The 22,098-nt window shown below is 61.9% G+C and carries 23 protein-coding genes; 9 read left to right on the forward strand and 14 right to left on the reverse strand.

Translation table 11 applies throughout. The features are described from left to right. Nucleotides 1-177: 177 nt before the first annotated feature. Nucleotides 178-870 carry a BON domain-containing protein gene (locus QA637_RS27250; RefSeq protein WP_153440300.1) on the forward strand — a complete coding sequence of 231 codons (693 nt, stop codon included), beginning with the start codon at nt 178-180 and terminating at the stop codon, nt 868-870. A 66-nt stretch (nt 871-936) separates the two neighbouring features. Here the strand turns inward: QA637_RS27250 and QA637_RS27255 are convergent, their stop codons facing one another. Next, nucleotides 937-1,986 carry a DNA topoisomerase IB gene (locus QA637_RS27255; RefSeq protein WP_283065878.1) on the reverse strand — a complete coding sequence of 350 codons (1,050 nt, stop codon included), beginning with the start codon at nt 1,984-1,986 and terminating at the stop codon, nt 937-939. Next, nucleotides 1,979-4,081, reverse strand: coding sequence for a glycogen debranching protein GlgX (gene glgX, locus QA637_RS27260; protein WP_283067366.1), 2,103 nt, complete (start codon nt 4,079-4,081; stop codon nt 1,979-1,981). Before glgX ends, QA637_RS27255 begins: the two co-directional genes overlap by 8 nt. Before the next feature lie 148 nt (nt 4,082-4,229). Here glgX and treZ point away from each other — a divergent pair, with 148 nt between their 5' ends. Next, nucleotides 4,230-6,038 (forward strand): malto-oligosyltrehalose trehalohydrolase, encoded by a 1,809-nt coding sequence (gene treZ, locus QA637_RS27265; RefSeq protein WP_283065880.1) that lies wholly within the window; start codon nt 4,230-4,232, stop codon nt 6,036-6,038. Between the two features lie 89 nt (nt 6,039-6,127). After that, complete coding sequence (locus QA637_RS27270) at nt 6,128-6,799, forward strand: UdgX family uracil-DNA binding protein (protein WP_428843175.1); 672 nt, start codon at nt 6,128-6,130, stop codon at nt 6,797-6,799. On the opposite strand, the gene QA637_RS27275 is transcribed toward QA637_RS27270, so the two are convergent. Together QA637_RS27275 and QA637_RS27280 are read right to left on the reverse strand one after the other, a co-directional pair. Continuing rightward, nucleotides 6,794-7,528 carry a glutathione S-transferase gene (locus QA637_RS27275; protein WP_283065884.1) on the reverse strand — a complete coding sequence of 245 codons (735 nt, stop codon included), beginning with the start codon at nt 7,526-7,528 and terminating at the stop codon, nt 6,794-6,796. The two genes, QA637_RS27270 and QA637_RS27275, sit on opposite strands and share 6 nt — an antisense overlap. Nucleotides 7,529-7,539: 11 nt before the next feature. Then, complete coding sequence (locus tag QA637_RS27280; protein WP_153440305.1) at nt 7,540-7,833, reverse strand: DUF3175 domain-containing protein; 294 nt, start codon at nt 7,831-7,833, stop codon at nt 7,540-7,542. Between the two features lie 65 nt (nt 7,834-7,898). Here QA637_RS27280 and QA637_RS27285 point away from each other — a divergent pair, with 65 nt between their 5' ends. Beyond that, entirely contained in the window at nt 7,899-8,405 is a 507-nt protein-coding gene (locus QA637_RS27285) for a cupin domain-containing protein (RefSeq protein ID WP_153440306.1), read from the forward strand. 6 nt (nt 8,406-8,411) lie between these two features. Here the strand turns inward: QA637_RS27285 and QA637_RS27290 are convergent, their stop codons facing one another. Continuing rightward, the gene (locus QA637_RS27290) at nt 8,412-8,849 is read right to left on the reverse strand and encodes a PPC domain-containing DNA-binding protein (RefSeq protein ID WP_283065887.1); all 438 of its coding nucleotides are present in this window, start codon (nt 8,847-8,849) and stop codon (nt 8,412-8,414) included. Between the two features lie 123 nt (nt 8,850-8,972). Then, nucleotides 8,973-9,188: a hypothetical protein gene (locus QA637_RS27295; RefSeq protein WP_283065889.1), complete on the reverse strand. Its 216-nt coding sequence runs from the start codon at nt 9,186-9,188 to the stop codon at nt 8,973-8,975. Between the two features lie 144 nt (nt 9,189-9,332). Between QA637_RS27295 and QA637_RS27300 the strand changes: the two genes are divergently transcribed. Beyond that, entirely contained in the window at nt 9,333-9,665 is a 333-nt protein-coding gene (locus tag QA637_RS27300; RefSeq protein WP_153440309.1) for a hypothetical protein, read from the forward strand. A 121-nt stretch (nt 9,666-9,786) separates the two neighbouring features. Here the strand turns inward: QA637_RS27300 and QA637_RS27305 are convergent, their stop codons facing one another. The 3 genes from QA637_RS27305 to QA637_RS27315 form a co-directional block, all read right to left on the reverse strand. Further along, nucleotides 9,787-9,969, reverse strand: a complete 183-nt coding sequence (locus QA637_RS27305) for a hypothetical protein (RefSeq protein WP_283065891.1) — start codon at nt 9,967-9,969, stop codon at nt 9,787-9,789. Nucleotides 9,970-10,057: 88 nt separating this feature from the next. After that, nucleotides 10,058-10,321 carry a hypothetical protein gene (locus QA637_RS27310; RefSeq protein ID WP_153440311.1) on the reverse strand — a complete coding sequence of 88 codons (264 nt, stop codon included), beginning with the start codon at nt 10,319-10,321 and terminating at the stop codon, nt 10,058-10,060. A 112-nt stretch (nt 10,322-10,433) separates the two neighbouring features. Beyond that, complete coding sequence (locus QA637_RS27315; protein WP_153440312.1) at nt 10,434-10,895, reverse strand: YbhB/YbcL family Raf kinase inhibitor-like protein; 462 nt, start codon at nt 10,893-10,895, stop codon at nt 10,434-10,436. A 427-nt stretch (nt 10,896-11,322) separates the two neighbouring features. Here QA637_RS27315 and glgA point away from each other — a divergent pair, with 427 nt between their 5' ends. Together glgA and QA637_RS27325 are read left to right on the forward strand one after the other, a co-directional pair. After that, nucleotides 11,323-12,777, forward strand: a complete 1,455-nt coding sequence (glgA, locus tag QA637_RS27320; RefSeq protein ID WP_283065892.1) for a glycogen synthase GlgA — start codon at nt 11,323-11,325, stop codon at nt 12,775-12,777. A gap of 139 nt (nt 12,778-12,916) precedes the next feature. After that, nucleotides 12,917-13,831, forward strand: coding sequence for a DMT family transporter (locus QA637_RS27325; protein ID WP_153440314.1), 915 nt, complete (start codon nt 12,917-12,919; stop codon nt 13,829-13,831). 47 nt (nt 13,832-13,878) lie between these two features. Here QA637_RS27325 and QA637_RS27330 read toward each other — a convergent pair whose 3' ends face one another. Beyond that, nucleotides 13,879-14,718 carry a fumarylacetoacetate hydrolase family protein gene (locus QA637_RS27330; protein WP_283065895.1) on the reverse strand — a complete coding sequence of 280 codons (840 nt, stop codon included), beginning with the start codon at nt 14,716-14,718 and terminating at the stop codon, nt 13,879-13,881. Nucleotides 14,719-14,984: 266 nt separating this feature from the next. Here QA637_RS27330 and QA637_RS27335 point away from each other — a divergent pair, with 266 nt between their 5' ends. Together QA637_RS27335 and QA637_RS27340 are read left to right on the forward strand one after the other, a co-directional pair. Then, complete coding sequence (locus QA637_RS27335; protein WP_153440316.1) at nt 14,985-15,764, forward strand: ABC transporter substrate-binding protein; 780 nt, start codon at nt 14,985-14,987, stop codon at nt 15,762-15,764. Between the two features lie 356 nt (nt 15,765-16,120). Next, nucleotides 16,121-16,870: an SDR family oxidoreductase gene (locus QA637_RS27340; protein WP_283065896.1), complete on the forward strand. Its 750-nt coding sequence runs from the start codon at nt 16,121-16,123 to the stop codon at nt 16,868-16,870. A 284-nt stretch (nt 16,871-17,154) separates the two neighbouring features. Here the strand turns inward: QA637_RS27340 and mmsB are convergent, their stop codons facing one another. The 4 genes from mmsB to QA637_RS27360 all read right to left on the reverse strand — a co-directional run bounded on the left by mmsB (nt 17,155) and on the right by QA637_RS27360 (nt 21,949). Beyond that, on the reverse strand, nt 17,155-18,051 hold the full coding sequence (gene mmsB, locus QA637_RS27345; protein ID WP_283065898.1) for a 3-hydroxyisobutyrate dehydrogenase: 897 nt from the start codon (nt 18,049-18,051) through the stop codon (nt 17,155-17,157). Between the two features lie 45 nt (nt 18,052-18,096). Next, nucleotides 18,097-19,158, reverse strand: a complete 1,062-nt coding sequence (locus tag QA637_RS27350; protein ID WP_283065900.1) for an enoyl-CoA hydratase/isomerase family protein — start codon at nt 19,156-19,158, stop codon at nt 18,097-18,099. Nucleotides 19,159-19,170: 12 nt separating this feature from the next. Beyond that, nucleotides 19,171-20,313: an isobutyryl-CoA dehydrogenase gene (locus tag QA637_RS27355; RefSeq protein ID WP_283065902.1), complete on the reverse strand. Its 1,143-nt coding sequence runs from the start codon at nt 20,311-20,313 to the stop codon at nt 19,171-19,173. Between the two features lie 217 nt (nt 20,314-20,530). Next, the gene (locus QA637_RS27360; RefSeq protein WP_153440321.1) at nt 20,531-21,949 is read right to left on the reverse strand and encodes a helix-turn-helix domain-containing protein; all 1,419 of its coding nucleotides are present in this window, start codon (nt 21,947-21,949) and stop codon (nt 20,531-20,533) included. Nucleotides 21,950-22,098 lie beyond the last annotated feature (149 nt).

The following is a 22,098-nucleotide window of genomic DNA, read 5'->3' on the forward strand; positions in this document are numbered from 1 at the left end:
GGTCCCGAGTGCGTGGTGCGTTGCGCGTTCCCGGGTTCCATTTGAAATCCCGCTCGCCCACGAATGTTCCAGACACAGTGCGTGCCGCAGGCTGACAGGCCTTCGTCCGCCGGAACCGATCCGCGGCTGGGCGGTTGGAATGGCGTTGACACAAGAATGGAATGCAAGGAGGAGCCAATGGCGAGAAAAAGGGAATCTGACCGGTCCCGTGAAGATTTTAGCCGGTTCCGCGAAAGCGAGCGGGATCGCTATGGCGCACCCTATGACTACGAACGGGAGTGGCGGCGTGCACGTGAACGCTTTGGCGAGGCCCCGCGAGGCGCTGACTACGAAAATTCCATGTATTTCCCGAACCCCGAAACGCGCTACGCGGGCCGCTATCGCGGTATGGAAGAAGACTATGATCGGTGGAATCGCGAAAGGGCATTCGGCGACTACTACGGCTCCGGCTATGGTTATCGCGGTCAACGCCCGTACCGTAGCCACGAGGCGCCGTGGGAAGGCAGGCGGCAACGCGGTTTTATCGATCGAGCAAGCGACGAAGTCGCCTCCTGGTTCGGCGACGAGGAGGCGGAGCGGCGACGCGAGATGGATCAGCATCGCGGCAAGGGCCCCAAGGGATACACCCGCCCTGACACCCGTATCCAAGAGGACGTGAGCGACCGGCTGAGCGACGATGGCGCTCTTGATGCCTCCAACATTGAGGTCTCCGTCTTGAATGGAGAGGTGCAACTCAGCGGTTTCGTCGACTCGAAGTGGGCCAAACGCCGCGCTGAAGATTGCGCCGACGACGTCTCGGGCGTCACGCACGTGCAAAACAATATTCGGGTGCAGCCGTCGGCTGGGACATCGACAGGGACGATAACTTAGCCGACCGGCAGACTGATTACGGCCAAATGGCTCTGCGGAGGTCCAGTTTGCCGCAGAACTCGCCGTTCAGTCTTCGGAGAGCTTCCGACGCCTCATTCGTTCGGCGCGCACCAGAAAACTGAGCATGCGCGCCTCTTCGGCGCGCAATTCTTTGTTCGCGCGGCCGCGCGCGTCGAGCGTTCTGGCCGAAACGGAGGTGTCGCGAGCGAGTGCAATGATCTCCGGATGGATATAGCTTGTGCGCGCGATCGCCGGGGTGTTGTGCAGAACGGATGCGGCTGCCTCGCTCATCTTCTTCACGGTCGGCCGCTCTCCCCTCCCGACGGCCGCGCGCGCAACCGTAAAGGCCGCAACGCTCCCGGCCCAGGTCCGGAACGTTTTTGCGGAAATCGGCGCTCCTGATATCTCTGCGAGGTAGCGATTGAGACGCCCCGAATCGATCGGCCGCACAGTGTCATTGTCGTCCTTCCAGACAAAAAGCTGCCGCCCCGGCAAGTCCGCAATCTCTTCGAGCAACCGCTGCAATCTTGGATGACGCAGTCTGCGCCTCACCCGCTTGCCGCCTTTGCTAATGAAGCTCAGTTGGATGCAGCCATCCGAAAGCTTGAGGTGGCGCTTGAGCAAGGTTGTCGCGCCGTAGCTCGCATTGGCCTCGACATAGGCCGGGCTACCGACACGCAGGTGCGCTTCGTCGAGGAGCGCCACGAGCGCCGCGAGAACCGTGCGGCTGTCTTCAGGAGCACCCTGCATGTGGCGCCGGATCGTGCGGCGGATCCTCGGCAGCACCTTTCCGAACATCGGAAGCTGTCCGAACTTGTCGCCACTTCTGAGCGCTTGCCATTTCTCGTGATAGCGATACTGCTTTCGACCGCGCGCGTCGTAGCCCGTCGCCTGGAGATGTCCGCTCTCATCCAGGCAGATCCAGACGTTCTCATAGGCGGGGGGCAGGCCCAGGGACGATATGCGCGCTTTCACCACGGGGTCGCAAAGTACCGAACCGTCCGGCAGACGGTAGACGAAGCCCCGACCTTTGCGCTGTCGCCTGATGCCCGGCTCCGTGTCGCTCACGTAGACGAGCCCGTTTTCCTCGAGCGCGGGCTCACCGTTGCTAGCCATGGTCCCCCGGAAGGAAGACGGTGACGCTTTGTCCTGCGACAACCTCATGGTCTTGCGCCGCGCGAGGGCCGGGCTCGTCACTTGCCGCATCGAAACTGGCCGTATCGAGCACGCGCTGCCATCGCTCCGTTTCATTCACGCGGGGAAGCGAGATCTCGCAATCGGCGCCGGCATTCAAGACCAGGAAAATGCCGTTGGCTGGCGTCGTGTCCGCGACGCCGTTGCGGCTGAAGTAGACGCCGACGATACGCAACGTTTCATCATGCCACGCTTCTTCGTCCATCGGGCGGCCGTCGGCCTTGTACCAGGCGATTTCGAGGTGACCGCCCTCGCCCGGTTCGCCGTTGAGAAACCGTTCCTGGCGGAGCGATGGATTCTCCTTTCGGAACTCCACCATCTTTCGGCAGAAGGCCAGGAAGGCTTCGTCTCCGGAAGCCCAATCAACCCAACCGATCTCGTTGTCCTGGCAATAGACGTTGTTGTTGCCGCCTTGGCTGTTTCCGAATTCGTCGCCGCCAAGGATCATCGGCACCCCCTGGCTGACCATCAGGGTGGTAAACATTGCGCTGCGCCGGCGTGCGCGCGCACTGTTGATCCGCTCGTCATCGGTGGCACCTTCGGCACCCATGTTGTCGGAATGATTTTCGGCGTGTCCGTCGCGATTGTCCTCGCCATTGGCTTCATTGTGCCTGTCGTTGTAGGAAACCGTATCCATCAGCGTGAAGCCGTCGTGTGCGCTGATCAGGTTGATCGACGCGGTCGCACCACGGTCGGAGTGATTGAATTGTACGGGCGAGCCCGCGATACGCTCGGCAAGCACCGGCACGATACCGTCGTCCCCCTTCCAGAACCGCCGGACATCGTCCCGGAACCGATCGTTCCATTCGCGGAACGGATGCGGGAAGCCGCCGAGTTGGTAGCCGCCGTCGCCGATATCCCAAGGCTCCGCGATGAGCTTGACGCCGGCGAGGATCGGGTCCTGCCTGATCGCGTCGAAGAAGCCGCCTTCCCGATCGAATTCCATGTCCTCACGGCCGAGCGCGCTCGCGAGATCGAAGCGGAAGCCGTCGATATGCATCACCTGCACCCAGTAGCGAAGACTGTCGAGCACCATGCGCAGCACCATCGGATGGGCGACGTTGAGCGTGTTGCCGGTGCCGGTCATGTCGAAGGTGTGACGCGGGTTTTCCGGAGATGGCCGGTAGTAGCTGAGATTGTCGAGGCCGCGAAAACTCAAGGTCGGACCATGCTCCGAGCCCTCGGCCGTGTGGTTGTAGACGACATCCATCAGGACTTCGATGCCGGCGGCATGAAACCGCTTCACCATCGTCTTGAACTCGGTGATGCGGTTGCTCTTCATGTAACGCGTCTGTGGCGCGAAGAAGCCGAGGGTCTGATATCCCCAGTAGTTCCTGAGGCCGCGCTCGAGCAGATGGCGGTCGTCGAGGAAATACTGCACCGGCAGGAGTTCGATGGCGGTCACGCCGAGTTTCGTCAAATGGTCGATGATCGGATCGCTTGCCATGCCGAGGAACGTGCCGCGCAGGTCTTCCGGCACTGCCGGGTGCGTCATGGTCATGCCGCGAACATGGGTCTCGTAGATGATCGTGTCCGTCCAGGGGCGGCGGATCGCCTCCTCACCGGCCCAGTCGAAAGCCGGATCCTGGATGACGCCCTTGACCATGAGAGGCGCGCTGTCGCGCTCATCGAAGGAAAGGTCGTTGCCGGTGCCGTCGATCGTATATCCGAACAGTGCGTCGTCCCAGACAAATGTGCCGGCGACTTGCTTGGCATAGGGGTCGAGCAGCAATTTGTTCGGATTGAATCGGTGTCCGCTGTGCGGGTCGTAGGGCCCGTGCGCACGGTAGCCGTAGAGCGTCCCCGGCCCGATGCCTTCGATATAGCCCGACCAGACATCACCTTCACGCTTCGGCAAGGGCAGGCGCGCCGTTTCCCTGCTGCCATCCTCCGAGAACAGGCAAAGTTCGATCATCTCGGCATGGGCCGAAAAGACCGCGAAATGCGTACCCTCGCCTGTGTACTCGGCACCGAGTTCCGGCTTCAGGAAATTAAGTTCGGAAAAAGTGACGTTCATCGCCGTTACCACCCGCGCCCGCTCGAGGCGATGGTGCAACGCGGAAGACAAGAAATTGTTCCTACCAGACGCCTTTCGCCCTGCGACAGGCTGTGGAACTTTCGCCGGAGCCGGCCAGTTTCCTTTCATTCATCAAAGGATCATGCCGATGCAGCAACAGCAATCGCCAGGACTTTTCAGAAGAACCTGGGGCGCCAGTTTGATTTCGGCGGATGCCGGATACTTCAGGTTGTGGGCGCCCGATGAACGAGCCGTCCGCCTCATCCTCAACGGGACCGCGCATGAGATGAAGGCGCTCGACGACGGATGGTTCGAGCATTCGCTGACAGCGCGTGCGGGAGACCTGTACTGTTTTCAGCTGTCGGACGGATCGCTGGTTGCCGATCCGGCATCCTCGGCCCAGCAGAATGGACCTTCCGGTCCCTCGATCCTCGTCGATCAGGCGGCATATGATTGGAAGGAAACCTCGTGGCGCGGCCGGCCGTGGGAAGAAGCAATCATCTCAGAACTGCACATCGGCACCTTCACACCGGAGGGTACGTTCCGCGCGGCGGGCGAACGCCTTGCCCATCTTGCCGATGCCGGCATCACCGCGATCGAGATCATGCCCGTTGCGGAAGCGCCCGGCATGCGGGGCTGGGGCTACGACGGCGTGCTGCACTTTGCGCCCCACCATGCTTATGGGACGCCGGATGAGTTCAAGGCCCTCGTCGATCGGGCCCATTCACTGGGTCTCATGGTTCTGCTCGACGTCGTCTACAATCACTTCGGCCCGGAAGAAAATGCCTTGCCGCGCTATGCGGCCGACTTCTTCAACAAAGACAGCGCGACTCCGTGGGGAGCCTCGATTGCCTTCGAGCAGGAACCCGTCCGACGCTTTTTCATCGAGAATGCGCTCTGTTGGCTGGGCGATTTCCGCTTCGACGGGCTGCGCATAGACGCGACCGAGCAGATCCGAGATAGCCGCAAGCCACACATCCTCGTCGAGATGGCGCGCGAGATACGCGAGACATTTCCTGAACGCCATGTCCATCTCGTCGTCGAAGACGCTCATCGCCGCAGGAGCCTTGTGGGGCGAGGACCGGAAGGGATTGCAGAACTTTTCACCGCCTCGTGGAACGACGATCTGCATAACGCGCTGCATGTGGTGGCCACGGGAGAGACGAAAGGTCACTACAAACCCTTTGCCGCGGAGACTTGGCGGAAAATTCGCGAGGCCATGGCCGAAGGCTTCGCTCTACCCGCCAAGGGAACGGAGATTTCGTCGCACTGGACGGGCGACCGGCTGCCGCCTGAGGCCCGTGTCAACTTCCTGCAGAACCATGATCAGATCGGAAACCGTGCCTTCGGCGAACGCCTCATCTCGCTCGTCGGAGAGGATCTGATGCGGGTCCTGACCGCGACGCTGATGCTCGTTCCGCAGGTTCCGCTGCTCTTCATGGGCGAGGAATATGGCGAGACCCAGCCGTTTTGCTTCTTCGCGGACTACGAGGGCGAGATCGCCGAGGCCGTTCGCTCAGGACGCCAGGGGGAGGCCGAGAATTTCGGCGGCATGCCGCGCGGCAAGACCATAGCGGATTTGCCTGATCCGCTCGATCCGCGGACGTTCGCCGCATCGAAATTGCGTTGGGATCGCGCGGAAAGTCCAGCGGGCAGACGGCACCTTGCCTTCATCCGCGAGCTTGCCGACATCCGCCAGCGGCACATCGCGCCGCTGCTCAAGCAGCCCGGCGTACCCGACCACCGTATACTTCCGACCGGCGACGGACTCGTCGCGGTCGACTGGCTGTTCGGAAGCGCCGTTCTCGCGCTGCGGATCAATCTCACCGACCAGGCAAGGCCCGTTCCCGCATACAGCGGAGCGCCGATCTTCACGACCATGGCAGCGGGTGATTGCTCTCTCACGGCGGGTGAACTGCCGGGACCGGGCATCGTTGCCGCCGTTGCACCGCCTTAACGGAACATGATTCCGACCTTGCGGTTAGAACGTCGACGCAGCCGCGGCGGCAGGCGTGCATGGAAGCGAGGAACAAGGCTCGACAACAGATGTCGCGAGTGGCAGCAAAAACGGGTCCAGCCCTTTCCGGCGAGCATGCGGATGCGCGCTCCATCGCGGCCTTGCGAAGACAAGCGGAAAGCTGCGAACGGTGCGACCTCTACAAGAACGCGACACAGCTCGTCTTCGGCGAGGGCCCGGTCGACGCCCGCATTGTTCTGGTCGGCGAACAGCCCGGTGATCGAGAGGACTTGGCGGGACATCCGTTCGTCGGGCCGGCCGGCCGGGTTCTCGACGAATGCCTGCACGAAGCCGGTGTCGATCGCTCGAGCTGCTATCTGACCAATGCGGTCAAGCACTTCAAGTTCGAGCAGCGCGGCAAGCGGCGCCTGCACTCACGGCCGAATGCGGGCGAGATCCAGCGTTGCTCCTGGTGGTTGGGTGCCGAGCTGGAACAGCTTCGTCCCGACCTCGTCGTTGCGCTCGGCGCTACGGCGGTAATGACGCTTCTTGGTCGGAGCGTCGCCGTTACCAAGAATCGTGGCGATCTGATCGACACGCCGGCCGGCTATCCGGTCCTTGTGACAATCCATCCATCCTATCTTCTCAGGATCCGGGACGGGGGCGACGCGGCAAGCGAACGTGCGCGTTTTGTCAAGGACCTGGCAAAGGTCGCCGCCTTTGAAGCGGATCACAGTGCACGCGGGCAACGCCGTTCATGAATGCTGGTCAAGCTCCGGATAGTGCCGGAAAATTCCCGCCTCATTGAAGGAAAGCCGTCGTTCCGAAGCGAGGTAGTTGCGGATATTCGGCCGCATGGCGACCGCGTCGTGGAGGGCAATCAAGCGCGGGATGTTCGCCTCATAGCTGCGCATCGCTTTCGGAAAGGCGTAGCGAAGCCCTTCGACGAGCTGGAAGAGCGAAAGATCGACATAGCTCAACCGGTCGCCGACGATATGTCCTGCTCCCTTCGCATTCTGGCGCAGGACCCGTTCGAAATAGCCCAGGAACTTCGGAAGGCGCTCCGACAGGAAGTCGGACGATCGCCGCAACGCTTCCGGCTTCTGGTCCTCATAGTAGAGGGAGACGCCGATCGGGTGGTGCGTGTCGTGGATCTCAGTGACGAAATCGGTGATCGTCAGTTGCAACCCGTTGGCGACGAAACGGAGGTCCTCTTCCTCAGGCGCCAGGCCGAGCTTGGGACCGAGATAGAACAGGATATTGGCGACGTGGGAAATGAGAAGGTCGCCGTCTTTCAGGAACGGCGGCGCAAAGGGGATCGCCGCTCCCTCGCCGTCCATCAACAGCTTCAGCATCGCCGTCGTGCCCCCCTCCTGCCCGTCCGGCTCGCGGGCGACGTCCACATAGTCCGCTCCGGCCTCCTCAAGCGCGAGGCGAACGAATTCGCCGCGCCCGGGGATCCCGTCCCAGTAATAAAGCTTGTAAGCCATTGAACGATCCCTCACTTGGGCTGGCGCCCGAAATCTTTCCGCAACTCGACCTTCGCCTCTTCGAGGACGTGCCTCTGCTTTTTACTCAGGCCCGCGCCCGCCCTGTTAATATAGAACGTCAGCATCGACATGGCAGAGCGGAACGGACTCGACTTGCGCCGATCGCTGGTCTCGGCCGACCGCTTCAGAGAATGGGCAATCTTCGCCGGGTCCTTCGACTTGAATATGCCCTGCTCGAGATCGAGCGCGTCGCTGTTCTCGGTCACGTCCTGCGACCATTTCTTCTTCTTGCTCTCGTTGCTCATAGCCGTTTCTCCTTGGTGACCTATCTCCAACGGGAGCGGACGGAAATCGTTCCGGGAGAGAGCTAATGCACGTCGATGATCTGATGTTTGCCGAAAGCGAGGGCATACCGAACAACCCGCACCTGCCTGTTCTCGTCTATCACGCCGCTGTCGACGTCAGCGGAGACGGTGCGACACGCATCGAAGACAGGTTCCACGCCAATGGCTGGAGGGGCGTGTGGCGAGACGGCGTTTTCGACTTCCAGCACTATCATACGCGCGCCCACGAGGTCCTGGCCGTTGCGAGAGGCAAGGCGCGCCTCCTGATCGGCGGGCCGGCGGGCAAGGAGCTGGAAGTCATGGCGGGAGATGTCCTCGTGCTGCCCGCCGGCACGGGTCACTGTCGTATTGCCGCGAGCGCCGACTTCCTGGTCATCGGCGGCTATCCTCCCGGGCAACACGCCGACATTCAGCGCGGACCGGTGAGCAATGCGGATCGCCAGGCGATCGCCTCGGTGCCGCTGCCCCAGTTCGATCCGGTCTTCGGCACGGATGGTCCGGTGGTGACGCTCTGGCAGCGCGCGGCGCATTGAGCGGGATCAGATATCAATCAAGGCAATTCCAAGATCGGAATGATGCTTCCGCCGGAGATGCGCGGGCGTTTCGGACAAGGTCACTTCGAGGGTCGGCTTGACGATTCCTTCAAGAAAATGCCCGCCGCGCGTCGTCCCGTCGCTAAGGCCGAGCACCGCGTGGGCATGCAGACTGCGTTTGCCATCCTCGCCGAGCGCAATGTCGCCGATGAGGCTCAACACTTCGCATTGTTCATCGATCAGGATGCGGCGATAGTCTCGCTTTTCGAGATCGTACCAGCCAACGACTGCTCTCTCGAATGCGCCGATCGCCATCAGCGAAGCTGCAGTGACCTTCTGCGCTGCAGCGAACTCCGAAATGGCGGTGAAGGCTTCCTCCCCAGGGTCGAGTACGAGGAGGTATATCTCCTCTGATGTCTCTCTTGAAAGAAGTCTCCACCTCATCGGCTGGTCCACATCTGACGTTTGGATCGTTTCATTGTTTCATTGAAACAGTGAAATGATCTAACTCATTGAAACTACGCAATTCCGGACGGAGAACCGTTCCGCACTTTTCCTGGAATTGCTCTAGCGCAGCCAGACCGGAAGATCCGAGGCCTGGGCGCATTCATGGGCACGGTCCTTCAGCCCGAGCGTTTCCCATGCGAATTTCTGCGCGGCGATTTGGGCCATTTCCCTGGTCGGATAGCAGTCCGGCAGCACGTAGTCGTGGCCGCCGCATGAGAGCAACGCCCGGTGGCTCAGGAGATCGAAATGAAGCTGCAGGTTTTCCTCCGATTGCATCAAGCCCTCCCTCGTTCAGCTTCAGCAAGAACGGCCGTTGCGGGCAGAAGTTCCAGCCGCCCGACGAAAAGTCCACGGTCTCGAAAATCTGTGCGGAACATACGCCGCGATCAGGAGTTTTGTGCCCTACGGGAGATCAAGCCAATGACCAAACGCGGAAATCAAGGATCGCGTGCGATCCATGCTCGCCCGCTCGACCATCCCGGCGTTGATGAGCCGATCGATGCCTTGGGCGCGGGTTCTCGCAGCAATCCCGATCGAAGCGTCCGCCGCCAGCTCGAGGAGATGCGCGGGCGCATTGCCGAGCTCGAAACCGAGATCGATGCGATCGCCACGGAGGCCCACACGGCAGTTGGAACAGTTCCGGGTGCCGACAGGCTGGAGACGGCGAAGGATGTGGTTGCGGAGAAGCGGGACGAAATCCAGCGTCTGAAATCGCGCCTGCAGGAAATCGAGCGATCGATCGCTGCCGAGTAGGGCAAACGGTTACTTAAAGCTCCGATGCGTGGGTCGACGCGACCGGGGAGAGGCTGCCTAATGCATGTCGCCCAAGAGGCGCAGCGGTTTTCGGCAACGACATGCATAAAAGCAAATAGCCTTAGAACACAGTCATCCAGATTCCGCGCCAAAGGAGTGACTCCCGATCGCGCAGGTTTTCCTCATCGGCGCGCACCCATAGCTTATTGCGCGTTTCTTTGCGCTTGTCCTCTCGGTCTGCAACTGGCTTTTGACGCCGCTCGGTCCTGAACTTGTCAGCGTCCGTCGCCTTGCTGATAGGCATCGGCATCTCCTTCCTTGCGATCAAGAGGAAACTGACCGACGGCGCGACGGTTCCGTGGTGATCGGTCGGACCGGCTGACGCTGCGGCTTCAATGGCGATGGATGAATTTGCAGAAGCGACTGGTCTGGCCGTCTTCGGTCAGGTCCTGATGCAGAAAGGCCAGGTTGTTCTTCTCGAAGATCTCGAAGAACTCATCCCAGGAAATTTCCTCCAGCGTGTCTTCCGGTGTGCCGAAATCGATGCGCAGCAGCCCGCCGTCGGTTGCGCCTTTGACGCGTGCCGGGTGGCCGCTGCGGGCCTCGGCCCAGTTGCGGATGGTGTCGTGGTCGATCGTGGTGTTTGAAGCGCTCATTGGAAGCTCTCCCGCTGTGGCTTGTTTGCACCTCTAATCCATCGCGCCCGCGATTGTTCCGAACGGCGGCCGCACGGTTACGGACAGCGGGGCTTGTCTTCCTGCGAATGCGCTACTGGCCGAACGTTCCGACGATTGCGGCTTCGTCGATCAAGTGCTTGCGCGCCCTCTTCCAGGCTTCCTCCGCCCCGACGTCTTCCGGAATCGAAAGATTGGGGGCGTCAAGTGCAGCAAGCCTGAACCAGTAGTGGTGGACGCCGGTGCCGGCCGGCGGCTGCGGTCCGTCGTAGCGGGCATTGCCGAAGTCGTTCTTGATGAACTTTATGCCGTGCTCCGGTCCGGTATCGACCGCTTGCGGCAGTTCCGTCCAGCTGCCGGGAATGTTGATGATCGCGCAGTGACGAAACATTCCTCGCGGCGCGTCCGGATCCTCGACGATAAGGGCGAAGCTCTGCGTTCCCTCGGGCGTGCCCGTCCACTTCAGCGGCGGGAAGAGGTTTTCGCCCAGTCGCGTATATTTCTGCGGGATGAGTTGCCCATCTACGAATGCTGGGCTGATCAGGCTGAAGGTCATCCACGTGCTCCTTTCTTGCTGCGCACCGAAAGGCTATGGCGCCACTCCACCTCGGACACTGTCGAAAAAAGGAGCCTCGTCGAGACGAGGCTCATAAGACGAACCAGCATAGGAGAGACCGCCGAGGAGCCTCCAGATTTTGGGTCGGAGAACGCGCTCCGTGCGATCCACACATCAAACATTATTCCCGAAGGAATGTTCCACGACCGCGGATAAATTTTGCGCCATCCCTGGCTGTGTCGCAGACCCCGCGGGGGCCGAATTCCGCACCCTGGGCTGGCTTCGCGGCGCCTCGTTCAAATCCGCGCATCCACGCATCGAAATTCTCGACATGTGGCGGAACTTTGGTAGCTTGATTGTGTTGAAGGGAAGCAGACTGCGGCTGCGCTTCACCCCCGGCAATGACATGATCTCCGGAAAAGACGCGATGAACATTCTGTCCGTCACGGCTGAGATTTTCCCGCTCGTAAAGACCGGCGGCCTCGCCGATGTCGCCGGCTCGCTGCCAAAGGCGCTGATGGCGCACGGCATCCATACGCGCTCCCTGGTTCCCGGATACCCGAGCGTCATGCGGGCACTTACGGCGGCATTACCGGTCGCACAATATGATCGCCTGTTCGGCGAACGCGCCACCCTTGTCGCAGGACAGACCGGCGGTCTGGATCTCCTGGTGCTCGACGCCCCCGGCTTCTTCGACAGGCAGGGCGGCCCCTACGCCGACGATCACGGCAACGACTACCCGGATAACTGGAAGCGTTTCGCGGCCTTTTCTTTCGTCGCCGCACAAATCGCCGAGCACGGCGTGGCGGACTGGCGGCCAGACATCATCCACGTCCACGACTGGCATCCGGCGCTGAGTCTGGTCTACCTCAAATTCTCCTCTCGCGTCGAGATTCCGCGCGTCTTGACCGTTCACAACCTCGCCTTCCAGGGTCAATTTCCTGCCCATCGCTTCACCGAATTGGGGCTGCCGGACGAGGCCTATTCGGTCGAAGGCCTCGAATATTATGGCGACCTCGGCTATCTGAAGGGCGGGTTGCAGGCGGCCGACGCCATCACCGTGGTCAGTCCCACCTACGCGCGCGAGATCATGTCGCCGACCTTCGGAATGGGCCTCGAGGGGGTGATGAATGCGCGTCACGACGACGTTATCGGCATCGTCAACGGCATCGACATGGAGGTATGGAATCCCTGCTCGGACCCGTACATCGAAAATCACTTCTCGACCCGCGCGCCGTTGCGCCGACTGGCGAACAGGCAAAAGCTGCTCGATCGGTTCGGCCTGTCGGACACAGCCGGACCGGTTTTCGCGGCGGTCAACCGGCTGACTTGGCAGAAAGGCATGGACCTCCTGGCAGGCGTGGTCGACGAGATCGTCAAAGGCGGTGGCAAGCTGATCGTGCATGGACAGGGCGACGCCGCGATCGAGGACGCATTCATGGAGGCCGCGCGGCGCTTCCCGCACAGCGTCAGCGTCGAGATCGGCTACGATGAGCCACTCGCCCATCAGATTCACGCCGGAGCGGACGCGATGCTCGTTCCCTCGCGCTTCGAGCCTTGCGGCCTGACACAGCTCTACGCTTTGCGCTATGGCTGCGTACCCATCGTCGCCCGTACAGGCGGATTGTCGGAGACGATCATCGACGCCAACGAAGCCGCGCTGCATGCGCAAGTGGCAACCGGCATACAGTTTTCGCCCGTCGACGCGAACGAATTGAGGCTGGCTCTCCGCCGAGCCTTCAGGCTTTTCAAGCGCCGGCGCGTGTGGGAACGTCTGCGCAGACAGGGGATGAGGACGGATTGCTCCTGGCACCGAAGCGCCGCCCAATATGCGGAGCTTTACGGCAGAGTGCTGACCCCCGATATACGCTTAGCGGGATAAGGCAATTCCAAGGAAAATCTTATCGGCCGCCGTGGTTTGCGGCTCCCATTCGCATTGCTGATGAATTGATCAGAAAGGGAGCATGGATTGCGCCGCGGGAATGTGCCAATGGCAGGGTCCCAAGACGAAGGCCCGAGTCATGACTGCAGACGCTGCTACTCCCTCCTCCCTTTCCCACGCCTCCGGCACCGCCCGCACCGGCGTCCTGTTCATGCTTCTCGGCATGCTGATGTTCTCGCTGAACGACGTCATGGGCAAATGGCTGGTCGCGACCTATTCGGTCGGCCAGGTGGTGCTGATCCGCAGTCTTGCCGCCGCCGTCCTGCTTGCGCCCTTCCTCTGGGCCGGCGGATTGCGAAAGCTTGTCGCAGTCGAACGGCCATGGCTTCAGCTTGCGCGCGTCGTCGCCTCGACGGCGGAGGTCATCGCCTTTTATTTCGCCGTGGTCTATCTGCCGCTTGCAGACGTCATGACCTATTGGCTGGCGGCACCGATCTACGTCGCGGCGGTCTCGCCGCTGGTCCTCAAGGAACACGTGGGCTGGCGGCGCTGGACCGCGATCGCCATCGGCTTCGTCGGCGTCGTGATTGCGCTCGAGCCCTCCTCCGAGGCCTTCACCCTGCCGGCGCTGATCTCCATCCTCGGCAGCATGTTCTTCGCCTTCATGATGGTTTCCGGTCGTTCGCTGCGCGGTACCCCGGATACGATACTGGCCTTTTGGCAGATCGTCGGGGCGGCGGTCGCAGGCCTCGTCTGGGCGCCCCTGGACTGGACACCGTTGAACTCGCTCGACACGGCGCTGCTGGGCCTGCTTGGAGTCGTCGCCATGCTCGCGCACGTGCTCGTCAACAGGGCGTTGAAGCTCGCCGAAACCGCGACGGTCGCACCGTTGCAATACACGCTGCTCTTCTGGGCGATCGTCTTCGGCTGGCTGATCTTCGGCGACGCGCCACGCCTGTCGATGGTCCTCGGCGCCGGCCTCATCGTCGCCTCCGGCCTCTTCATCTTCTTCCGCGAACAGCAGCTCAAGCGGCAGGGGCGGCTGAAGGGCTAAGCCGTCGGAGCGCCTCTTACGGTCTCGGAGGCGCTCCGCGATCTGGTTCAGTCGTCCGCAACAACCTTCTGCTTCTGCGTGCCGAGCCCTTCGATGCCAAGTTCGATCACGTCGCCGGCCTTCAGATACTGCGGCGGCTTGAAGCCCATGCCGACGCCGGGAGGGGTGCCGGTCGAAATGACGTCGCCCGGATGCAGCGTCATGAACTGCGAGAGGTAGCTCACGAGATAGGCGACGCCATAAACCATGGTTTCGCTCGTGCCGTTCTGCTTCGTCTCGCCATTGACGGTCAGCCACATCTTCAGGTTTTGCGGATTGCCGATCTCATCACGGGTTACCAGCCATGGACCGATGGGGCCGAAGGAATCGCAGGATTTGCCTTTGGTCCACTGGCCGGAGCGCCTCGCCTGGAAGTCGCGCTCAGAGACGTCGTTGACAACGCAATAGCCGGCGACGTGATCGAGCGCTTCGGCTTCGGACACGTACTTCGCGGTCTTGCCGATAACCACGCCGAGTTCGACTTCCCAGTCGGTGGCAACGGAGCCGCGCGGAATGATCACATTGTCGTTCGGACCGACGATCGCCGAGGTCGCCTTCATGAATATGACCGGCTCGGGCGGAACCTCCAGACCGGATTCTGCGGCATGATCGGCATAGTTGAGGCCGATACAGACGAACTTGCCGGTGCCGGCAACGCAGGCGCCAAGCCGTGGCGTACCCTCCACCACCGGCAGGCTTTCGAGGTCGAGCCCGCTCGCCCAGCCAAAATCCACGATCGCGGCGCCGCCGACGTCGGCGATGACGCCGGAGAGATCGCGAATCCTGCCCGCACCGTCAAGCACGCCCGGCTTCTCGGCCCCTTCGGGTCCATAACGCAACAGCTTCATCCTGCTTCTCCCAAGCCATCGAAAAATCACTGCGATTGACAAATCAAACAGCGTCGCCGATGTAAAGCCGTTTCCGCCGCCCCGGCACGAAAAAACCGCAGGCAACTGCCGGTGGGCGCTGATCAGCCTGCTCCTTTGCTTCGCGGAATATCTGATAAATTGAAATAATACCGATTATCGCGTCTATCTATTTCGCTTATGCAGCGTATGCCCATAGAGTTCGACCGAAGCCCTGGCAAAGGGACAAATTCCAAGGGGAACCAACAATGAGAAACCGGATTCTGACATTGGCGCTCGTCTGCGCCGGACTGCTCTCTTCGACGGCGCAGGCAGCAGAGAAACTGAAGATCGGCACCGAGGGCGCTTATCCGCCCTTCAATTTCGTCGATTCCACCGGAAAGGTCGGCGGCTTCGACGTCGAGATCGGCCTTGCGCTTTGTGAGCGCATGAAGGTCGAATGCGAGGTCGTCGCCCAGGATTGGGACGGCATCATTCCGGGCCTGCTCGCCAAGAAATACGACATGATCATCGCCTCGATGTTCATCACCGAGGAACGCAAGAAGCAGGTGGCGTTCACCAACCCCTATTATCTTGCTGCAATGACCCATGTGGCCCCGAAGGGCGCAGGACTCACCGAGTTCAGCAATGAGGCGTTCAAGGGCAAGGTGATCGGCGCCCAGTCCGGCACGACCCAGGCCGACTATATTGCCGCAGTCTATCCGGACGCGGAGATCAAACTCTATCCGACCCAGGACGAGGCAAATCTCGACATGGTCAACGGCCGTCTCGACCTGCAGGTCGGCGACATGCTGCCGATGCTCGATTGGGTCACCAAGAACGAAGACGGCAAGGGCTGCTGCGAACTCATCGGCGAGCCGATCACCGACAAGAAGTTCGTCGGCGACGGCGTCGGCATCGCGGTGCGGCAGGAGGACAACGACCTGCGCGAGAAGCTCAACAAGGCGCTCGAAGAAATCCGCGCCGACGGCACCTATCAGAAAATCAACGACAAGTACTTCACTATCGACGTCTATACGATGAAGTGACCAGCCGGCAGGCTGCGACTTAGAGCGGGTTGAGGAAAAGTGTGAGCGGTTTTCCGCCCGCATCCCGCTCTAACTTATTAGAATCGATCACGTTTATGACTCTAGGTCGATTCGACCTAAAGTTATCGTGATTTAAAACGCCGGTTGCCGCTTGCGCGGTGGCCGGCTTTTTCATTTCCGGCGGCATCACCGACGCTTGCCCATGGCTGACGTTGCGGTAAATCTCTGCGAACGACCTACAGCGCCGCGCGTCTTAAAAGACGCGCGGCGCTGTAGAACTTTGAATTGCTGCATGTTTTTATCCTTACATCGGCGACGATCTAACGAAACATGCAGTAGCGACGAACGAGGAAGCCATGTTTGATCTCAACGGCAAGACCGCACTGGTGACTGGCGGCGGGCGTGGGCTCGGCCTTGAAATGGCGAAGGCTCTTGCACGGGCCGGCGCCTGGACCGTGATCAACGGCCGCAATCTCGATCGCCTCGAGGAGACGAGGACCAGGCTTGCCGATGACGGCATCACCGTCGCGGTGGCGCCGGGCGACATTACGCGGGATGTCGACGCCATTCTCGTCGATGCCACCGCAAAGACCGGGGCGCTCGACATCCTGATCCATGCCGTCGGCGAGCGGGATCGCCGCAGCACGGAGGCGATGGAGCCGTACGAGTTCGCAGCGCTCCTCAATACCGATCTCACGGCAGCTTACGCCATGGCGAAGGCGGCATTGCCTTATCTTACGCAGTCCACCGCCGGCCGGCTCATCTTCGTCACCTCGATCGCCGCCTTCGCCGCACGCTCCGGAGATCCGGCCTACACGGCGGCCAAGGGCGGGCTTTCCGCGCTGACGCGGTCGCTCGCCGTCGAACTCGGCGCCGACAACCTGACCGTCAACGCCATTGCGCCTGGCTGGTTTGCGACCGAGACCAACGCACATCTCGCCGCCGACCCAGCGCTCAAGGCCTTCGTCGATGTTCGCATCCCGCTGAAACGCTGGGGACGACCGGAAGAAATCGCCCCGGCCGCCGTCTTCCTCGCCTCGCCAGCCGCAAGCTTCGTCAACGGCATCACGCTCACCGTCGATGGCGGCATGACGGTGCAGATGTGATGGGCCGATCAAAGCGGGAGCCGGTTCTGATCGGGCCGTTGCGGCGCATATCCGAGTTTTCCACAAGGAGGCACCCCCCCCTCTGCCCTGCCGGGCATCTCCCCCACAAGCGGGAGAACGGCAAGCGGCAACCTCTCGTTCAAGCAATTGCCTTTTACTCCACTGCCAAACTTTGTGGCTACGGCATTTTCGAGTTCACTGTCGGGCAGGGCTTTGCTACTGGCCGATCCCCCCCTTTTTGGGGGAGATGCCCTGCCGGGCAGAGGGGGTTATCAACCCGTCCCCTATCCCGCCGTCGCCTCCTCGTTGCCGCGCAGCAGGCGGATCAGGGCAGAAAAATCCTCGCCGCCGTGGCCGAGCTTTTCGAACAGGCTGTAGAGCTGCGCCGCTTGTGCCCCCATCGGGGTCGCAGCGCCGCTGGCGCTTGCGGCCTGCTGCGACAACTTCAGGTCCTTCAGCATCAGGCTTGCGGTGAAGCCGGGCTTGTAGTCGTTGTTTGCGGGCGACGTCGGAACCGGGCCTGGAACCGGGCAATAGGTCGTCAGCGACCAGCATTGGCCAGACGAAGTGGAGGCGACGTCGAAGAGCGCCTGGTGTGATAGCCCCAGCCGCTCGGCAAGCACGAAAGCCTCGCAAACACCCGCCATCGAGATGCCGAGAATCATGTTGTTGCAGATCTTCGCCGCCTGGCCGGCGCCGACATCGCCGCAATGGACGATCTTCTTGCCCATCGACTCGAGGATGTGCTTGCCGCGGGAAAAGGCGCCGTCGCTGCCGCCGACCATGAAGGTCAGCGTGCCGGCCGCGGCTCCCGCCGTGCCGCCGGAAACCGGCGCGTCGAGCGAGGGGCAGCCGGCCTTGTCGGCGAAGTCATGCACCTTTCGCGCGCTTTCGACATCGATCGTGGAGCTGTCAATGATGAGCGTACCCGGATCGACGAAACCGAGCAGTTCGTCCCAGACATAGAGGACATGCGTGCTTGCCGGCAGCATGGTGATGACACATTGCGCCTCGCGCACGGCTTGCGCGATCGAGCCAGCGACGGAAACGCCGGTCTTCGCCGCGGCATTGCGAGACGCTTCCGACAGGTCGAAGCCGGTGACGGCGTGGCCCGCCTTCACCAGATTGGCGGCCATCGGGCCGCCCATGTTGCCAAGCCCGATAAAGGCGATCTTCGTCATGTGCCTCTCCTCCTGCACCTGCGTGTTTTCGTCTGATGGCTGTCTTCACCCGAAGAGCGGCGCACCGTCGTGCGTCTCGAACCGCGCGAGCACCTGTGGCGTCACCTCCGAGAGCCCGACCGACCATTTCGGATTGCGATCCTTGTCGATCACCGCAGCCCGCACACCTTCGTAGAAATCCGGATTGGAGAGCATGCCGATTGTGGCGGCATATTCCCGCTCGAGGCACTCGTTGAGCGAGGCGCTCGCGCGCCCCGCCCGCAACAGCGAGAGCGTCAATTTCAGGCTGATCGCGGAGCGCGTCCGCAGCATTTGCAAGGTCTCGAGCGCAAAATCCGAGCCGTCGCGTCCGAGCGCGTCCAGAATTTCTTCAACCGTGTCGAAGGCAAAGCAGCGGTCGATCAGCGCAAAATGGTCGTGCAACGGTGACGCGGGCGGCTCGCCGGAAACGCTGCGGATCGCGGCGGAAATATCATCCGCCTTCGCCGAAGCAGGAAGCGTTGCGAGCGCGGTGATCAGGTCGCCGAGCCTGTCCGTCGGAACAAAACTGTCGGCAAGGCGCGCGTGGATCGCGTTCGCCGCGCCGATGTCGCGTCCGGTGAGCCCGATATAGGTGCCGAATTCGCCGGGCGCGTGCGGCAGGAGCCAGGTCGCGCCGACATCGGTGAAATAGCCGATTCCCGTCTCCGGCATGGCAAGCCGCGTCCTCTCCGTGACGATACGATGGCTGCCGTGGGCGGAAACACCGACACCGCCGCCCATGACGATGCCATCCATGATAGCAATATAGGGCTTGGAATAGGCCGAAATTCGGCTGTTGACCACGAATTCCTCGCGCCAGAATTGCGCGCCTTCCTCCGGCCGCTCGCGACCGCTCTCGTAGATCATGCGGATGTCGCCGCCGGCGCAAAGCCCACGCTCGCCTTCGCCGCTGACAAGCACCGCGGCGACCGCCGGGTCGCCCTCGAAATCGGTTAGCGCCGCGTCGATCATGCGGATCATCGGCAGGTTGAGGCTGTTCAGCGCACGCGGCCGGTTGAGCCGGAGCCTGCCGATCGCGCCGTGGCGCTCGACGATGACTTCCGGTTGAGCGGTCTGCATCTCCATGAAATATCCTTCCTACTTCCGTCCCATGATCGCGCGGGCGACGATCAGCCGCATAATCTCGTTGGTGCCTTCGAGTATCTGGTGCACGCGCAGGTCGCGGACAATCTTCTCGACGCCGTAATCGGCGAGATAGCCGTAGCCGCCGTGGAGCTGCAGCGCGTCATCGGCGACCGCAAAGCAGCGATCGGTGACGAAGCGCTTGGCCATGGCGCAGAGCTTGGTCGCTTCCGGATCTCCGGCGTCGAGCGCGGCAGCCGCCCGCCAGAGGAAGGTGCGGGCAATCTCGAGATCGGTCGCCATGTCGGCCAAGCGGAACTGCAGCGCCTGGAATTCGCCGATCGCCTTTCCAAAGGCGCGCCGCTCCTGGACATAGGCAAGCGCCTTGTCGAAAGCAGCCTGCGCGCCACCGAGAGAGGCGGCGGCGATGTTCAGCCGGCCGCCGTCGAGCCCGGCCATGGCGATCCGGAAACCCTCGCCCTCCGCTCCCAGCCGGTTTGCAGCCGGAACGCGGACATTGTCAAGCATCACGGCGCGGGTCGGCTGGGCATGCCAGCCCATCTTCTTCTCGTTGACGCCGAAGCTCAGACCGGGCGCTTCCTTGTCGACGACAAACGCCGAAATGCCCTTCGGGCCCTCGTCGCCGGTACGCGCCATGACGATATAAAGGCCGGACTCGCCGGCACCGGAGATGAACTGCTTCTGGCCGGTCAGCACATAGCTATCACCCTCGCGCACCGCCTTGGTCTTTAGCGCCGCCGCGTCCGAGCCGGAGCCGGGTTCGGTCAGGCAATAGCTCGCCAGCGTCTCCATGGTGAGGAGCTGTGGCAACAGCCGCTGCCGCTGTTCGTCGGTGCCATAGCGGTCGATCATGCCGGCGCACATGTTGTGGATCGAGACGAAGGACGCGACTGCCGGGCAGCCCGTCGCCAGCGCCTCGATGATCATCGCCGCGTCGAGACGCGTGAGCCCCGTGCCGCCGACGTCATCACGGACATAGATGCCGGCCATCCCGAGCGCCGCCGCAGCGCGAAGCTTGTCGATCGGAAAGTGCTTCTGCTGGTCCCAGTCGATGGCATTGGGCGAGAGTTCGTCCCGGGCAAAATCGAGCGCCATCGCGCGGATGGCCTCCTGTTCCTCCGACAGGCGAAAATCCATATGCATGCCCTCCCTGACCCGCATACTGACGATGTGGCGCACTGCATGTTTCCATAAATCGAAGGCGATTTATCGATAAAAACATGCAGCACTCAAAGTGCTACAGCGACCTTTGCGCGTCTGAGAAGACGCGCGGCGCTGTAGTTACACCAAATTTCGCACAGGCACAGACGCAACTTCTCACAGACTCTGTTCAAAAACGAACAGAGGGAAGGATTCAACTCTCGCTTAGACGATACGGCAGAGAGCCGCGCATGTCATGGTCGACGATCAGCTTGCGTTTCAGCGGCGGCACGGCGCGGCTGGCGCATTTGGTGCGCTCGCAGATGCGGCAGGAGATGCCGATCGGATCGAAAGCAGTGCGGTTGCCGAGGTCCATGTCGTCGGCATAAACGAAGGCGTCGGCATAGGAGATCTCGCAGCCGAGCGCGAGCGCGTAGCGCGGATGGTTGGCACGGTAACCGCCGCCGCCCTTGGTGATCTGGGTGGCGAGGCAGAGATAGCGCACGCCATCCGGCGTTTCGGCGAGCTGGCGAATGATCCGCCCCGGCGTCTCGAAAGCCTGATGTACGTTCCAGAGCGGACAGGCCGCGCCGAAGCGGGCGAATTGCAGCTTGGCGGCGCTGTGGCGCTTGGTGATGTTGCCGGCCCGGTCGATCCGCGCAAAGAAGATCGGGATCCCCTTCTGCCCGGGGCGCTGCAGGGTCGAGAGCCGATGGCAGACCTGCTCCAGCGAAGCTCCGAACCGGGCAGCAAGCAACTCGATGTCGTGCCGCAATTCGCGCGCCGCCTTGAGGAAATGCTGGTACGGCAGGATCAGGGCCCCGGCGAAATAGTTCTGTAGGCCGAGCCGGCAGATTTCGTAGGCCTCCTCGGTGCGGAAGCCTGCACTTCCGACGATCCGGTCGATCTCCTCGCGAGCATGGAACTGGGCGATCTGCAGCGCCAGTTGAAAATCACGCGTGGGCGCCGGCGCGTATGGGTTCAGCGTCAGGATGCGGGCACGCGGATCGAAGCGGCGGATCGCCTCGTCGCCCGCGACGCCGCGCACGACGCGCACGCCATGGCGCTGCTCGAGGTGCGCCGCGAGCGCCGTGTGATTGTCCCCCTCCCCGAGACCGAGTTCGGCGGCGAGCGTTTCGGCGAGCGTGTCGATCTCATGAATGTAGTTGTCGACGAAGTGGAAGAAGTCGCGTACCTCCTCGTAAGGCGTCGTCTCGACGAAGGAGGCGCCGCGGCCGATCGTGTCGTCGATGCTGGCAAGCTGTTCGCTGTTGCGGCGATAGGCCTGATGGCAGGTGATCAGCGCATGCGCGAGGCCAGGGGCGTTCTGGGCGACGAGCTTCAACTCCTGCAAACTCGGCGAATAGGTTTCGAACAACGGATCGTTCAGCGCCTCCGACAGGGCCGACAGGAGCCGGTCGCCCTCCCCTGTCGAGAGTTCCGCGATGTCGATCTGAAACTTCTCCGCAAGTGCCAGCAGCACCGCCGCCGAGACCGGCCGCTGATTATTTTCGATCTGGTTCAGATAGCTCGTGGAGATCCCGATGCGCTCGGCGAACTGCCCTTGCGTCGCCCGGTTTGCTTCCCTGAGGTCGCGGACCTTTCGGCCGATATAGAGTTTGCCGATCGCCATGTTCGCAACTTTGCAATTTGCATTTCACGATTTTCTATATTCCACATTCGCACATGATCGGGCGTTTTACCACCCGACCTTCGACGCTATTGCGAAGCCTCAATCGCCTCTGCACAATCGAGCAAAAGCTCGGCGAGAAAGACTTTCGG

It is taken from the genome of Sinorhizobium terangae (assembly GCF_029714365.1).
Taxonomy (GTDB): Bacteria; Pseudomonadota; Alphaproteobacteria; order Rhizobiales; family Rhizobiaceae; genus Sinorhizobium; species Sinorhizobium terangae.

Bases quoted from the DNA above. Each gene is read 5' to 3' on its own strand.
- QA637_RS27335 (WP_153440316.1), top strand. From the start codon at position 14,985: ATGAGAAACCGGATTCTGACATTGGCGCTCGTCTGCGCCGGACTGCTC.
- QA637_RS27250 (WP_153440300.1), top strand. From the start codon at position 178: ATGGCGAGAAAAAGGGAATCTGACCGGTCCCGTGAAGATTTTAGCCGG.
- treZ (WP_283065880.1), top strand. From the start codon at position 4,230: ATGCAGCAACAGCAATCGCCAGGACTTTTCAGAAGAACCTGGGGCGCC.
- glgA (WP_283065892.1), top strand. From the start codon at position 11,323: ATGAACATTCTGTCCGTCACGGCTGAGATTTTCCCGCTCGTAAAGACC.
- QA637_RS27340 (WP_283065896.1), top strand. From the start codon at position 16,121: ATGTTTGATCTCAACGGCAAGACCGCACTGGTGACTGGCGGCGGGCGT.
- QA637_RS27295 (WP_283065889.1), bottom strand. From the start codon at position 9,188: ATGCAATCGGAGGAAAACCTGCAGCTTCATTTCGATCTCCTGAGCCAC.
- QA637_RS27285 (WP_153440306.1), top strand. From the start codon at position 7,899: ATGCACGTCGATGATCTGATGTTTGCCGAAAGCGAGGGCATACCGAAC.
- QA637_RS27305 (WP_283065891.1), bottom strand. From the start codon at position 9,969: ATGCCTATCAGCAAGGCGACGGACGCTGACAAGTTCAGGACCGAGCGG.
- QA637_RS27315 (WP_153440312.1), bottom strand. From the start codon at position 10,895: ATGACCTTCAGCCTGATCAGCCCAGCATTCGTAGATGGGCAACTCATC.
- QA637_RS27280 (WP_153440305.1), bottom strand. From the start codon at position 7,833: ATGAGCAACGAGAGCAAGAAGAAGAAATGGTCGCAGGACGTGACCGAG.
- QA637_RS27275 (WP_283065884.1), bottom strand. From the start codon at position 7,528: ATGGCTTACAAGCTTTATTACTGGGACGGGATCCCCGGGCGCGGCGAA.
- QA637_RS27350 (WP_283065900.1), bottom strand. From the start codon at position 19,158: ATGGAGATGCAGACCGCTCAACCGGAAGTCATCGTCGAGCGCCACGGC.
- QA637_RS27310 (WP_153440311.1), bottom strand. From the start codon at position 10,321: ATGAGCGCTTCAAACACCACGATCGACCACGACACCATCCGCAACTGG.
- glgX (WP_283067366.1), bottom strand. From the start codon at position 4,081: ATGAACGTCACTTTTTCCGAACTTAATTTCCTGAAGCCGGAACTCGGT.
- QA637_RS27325 (WP_153440314.1), top strand. From the start codon at position 12,917: ATGACTGCAGACGCTGCTACTCCCTCCTCCCTTTCCCACGCCTCCGGC.
- QA637_RS27270 (WP_428843175.1), top strand. From the start codon at position 6,128: ATGTCGCGAGTGGCAGCAAAAACGGGTCCAGCCCTTTCCGGCGAGCAT.
- QA637_RS27300 (WP_153440309.1), top strand. From the start codon at position 9,333: ATGACCAAACGCGGAAATCAAGGATCGCGTGCGATCCATGCTCGCCCG.
- QA637_RS27255 (WP_283065878.1), bottom strand. From the start codon at position 1,986: ATGGCTAGCAACGGTGAGCCCGCGCTCGAGGAAAACGGGCTCGTCTAC.
- QA637_RS27355 (WP_283065902.1), bottom strand. From the start codon at position 20,313: ATGGATTTTCGCCTGTCGGAGGAACAGGAGGCCATCCGCGCGATGGCG.
- QA637_RS27360 (WP_153440321.1), bottom strand. From the start codon at position 21,949: ATGGCGATCGGCAAACTCTATATCGGCCGAAAGGTCCGCGACCTCAGG.
- QA637_RS27330 (WP_283065895.1), bottom strand. From the start codon at position 14,718: ATGAAGCTGTTGCGTTATGGACCCGAAGGGGCCGAGAAGCCGGGCGTG.
- QA637_RS27290 (WP_283065887.1), bottom strand. From the start codon at position 8,849: ATGAGGTGGAGACTTCTTTCAAGAGAGACATCAGAGGAGATATACCTC.
- mmsB (WP_283065898.1), bottom strand. From the start codon at position 18,051: ATGACGAAGATCGCCTTTATCGGGCTTGGCAACATGGGCGGCCCGATG.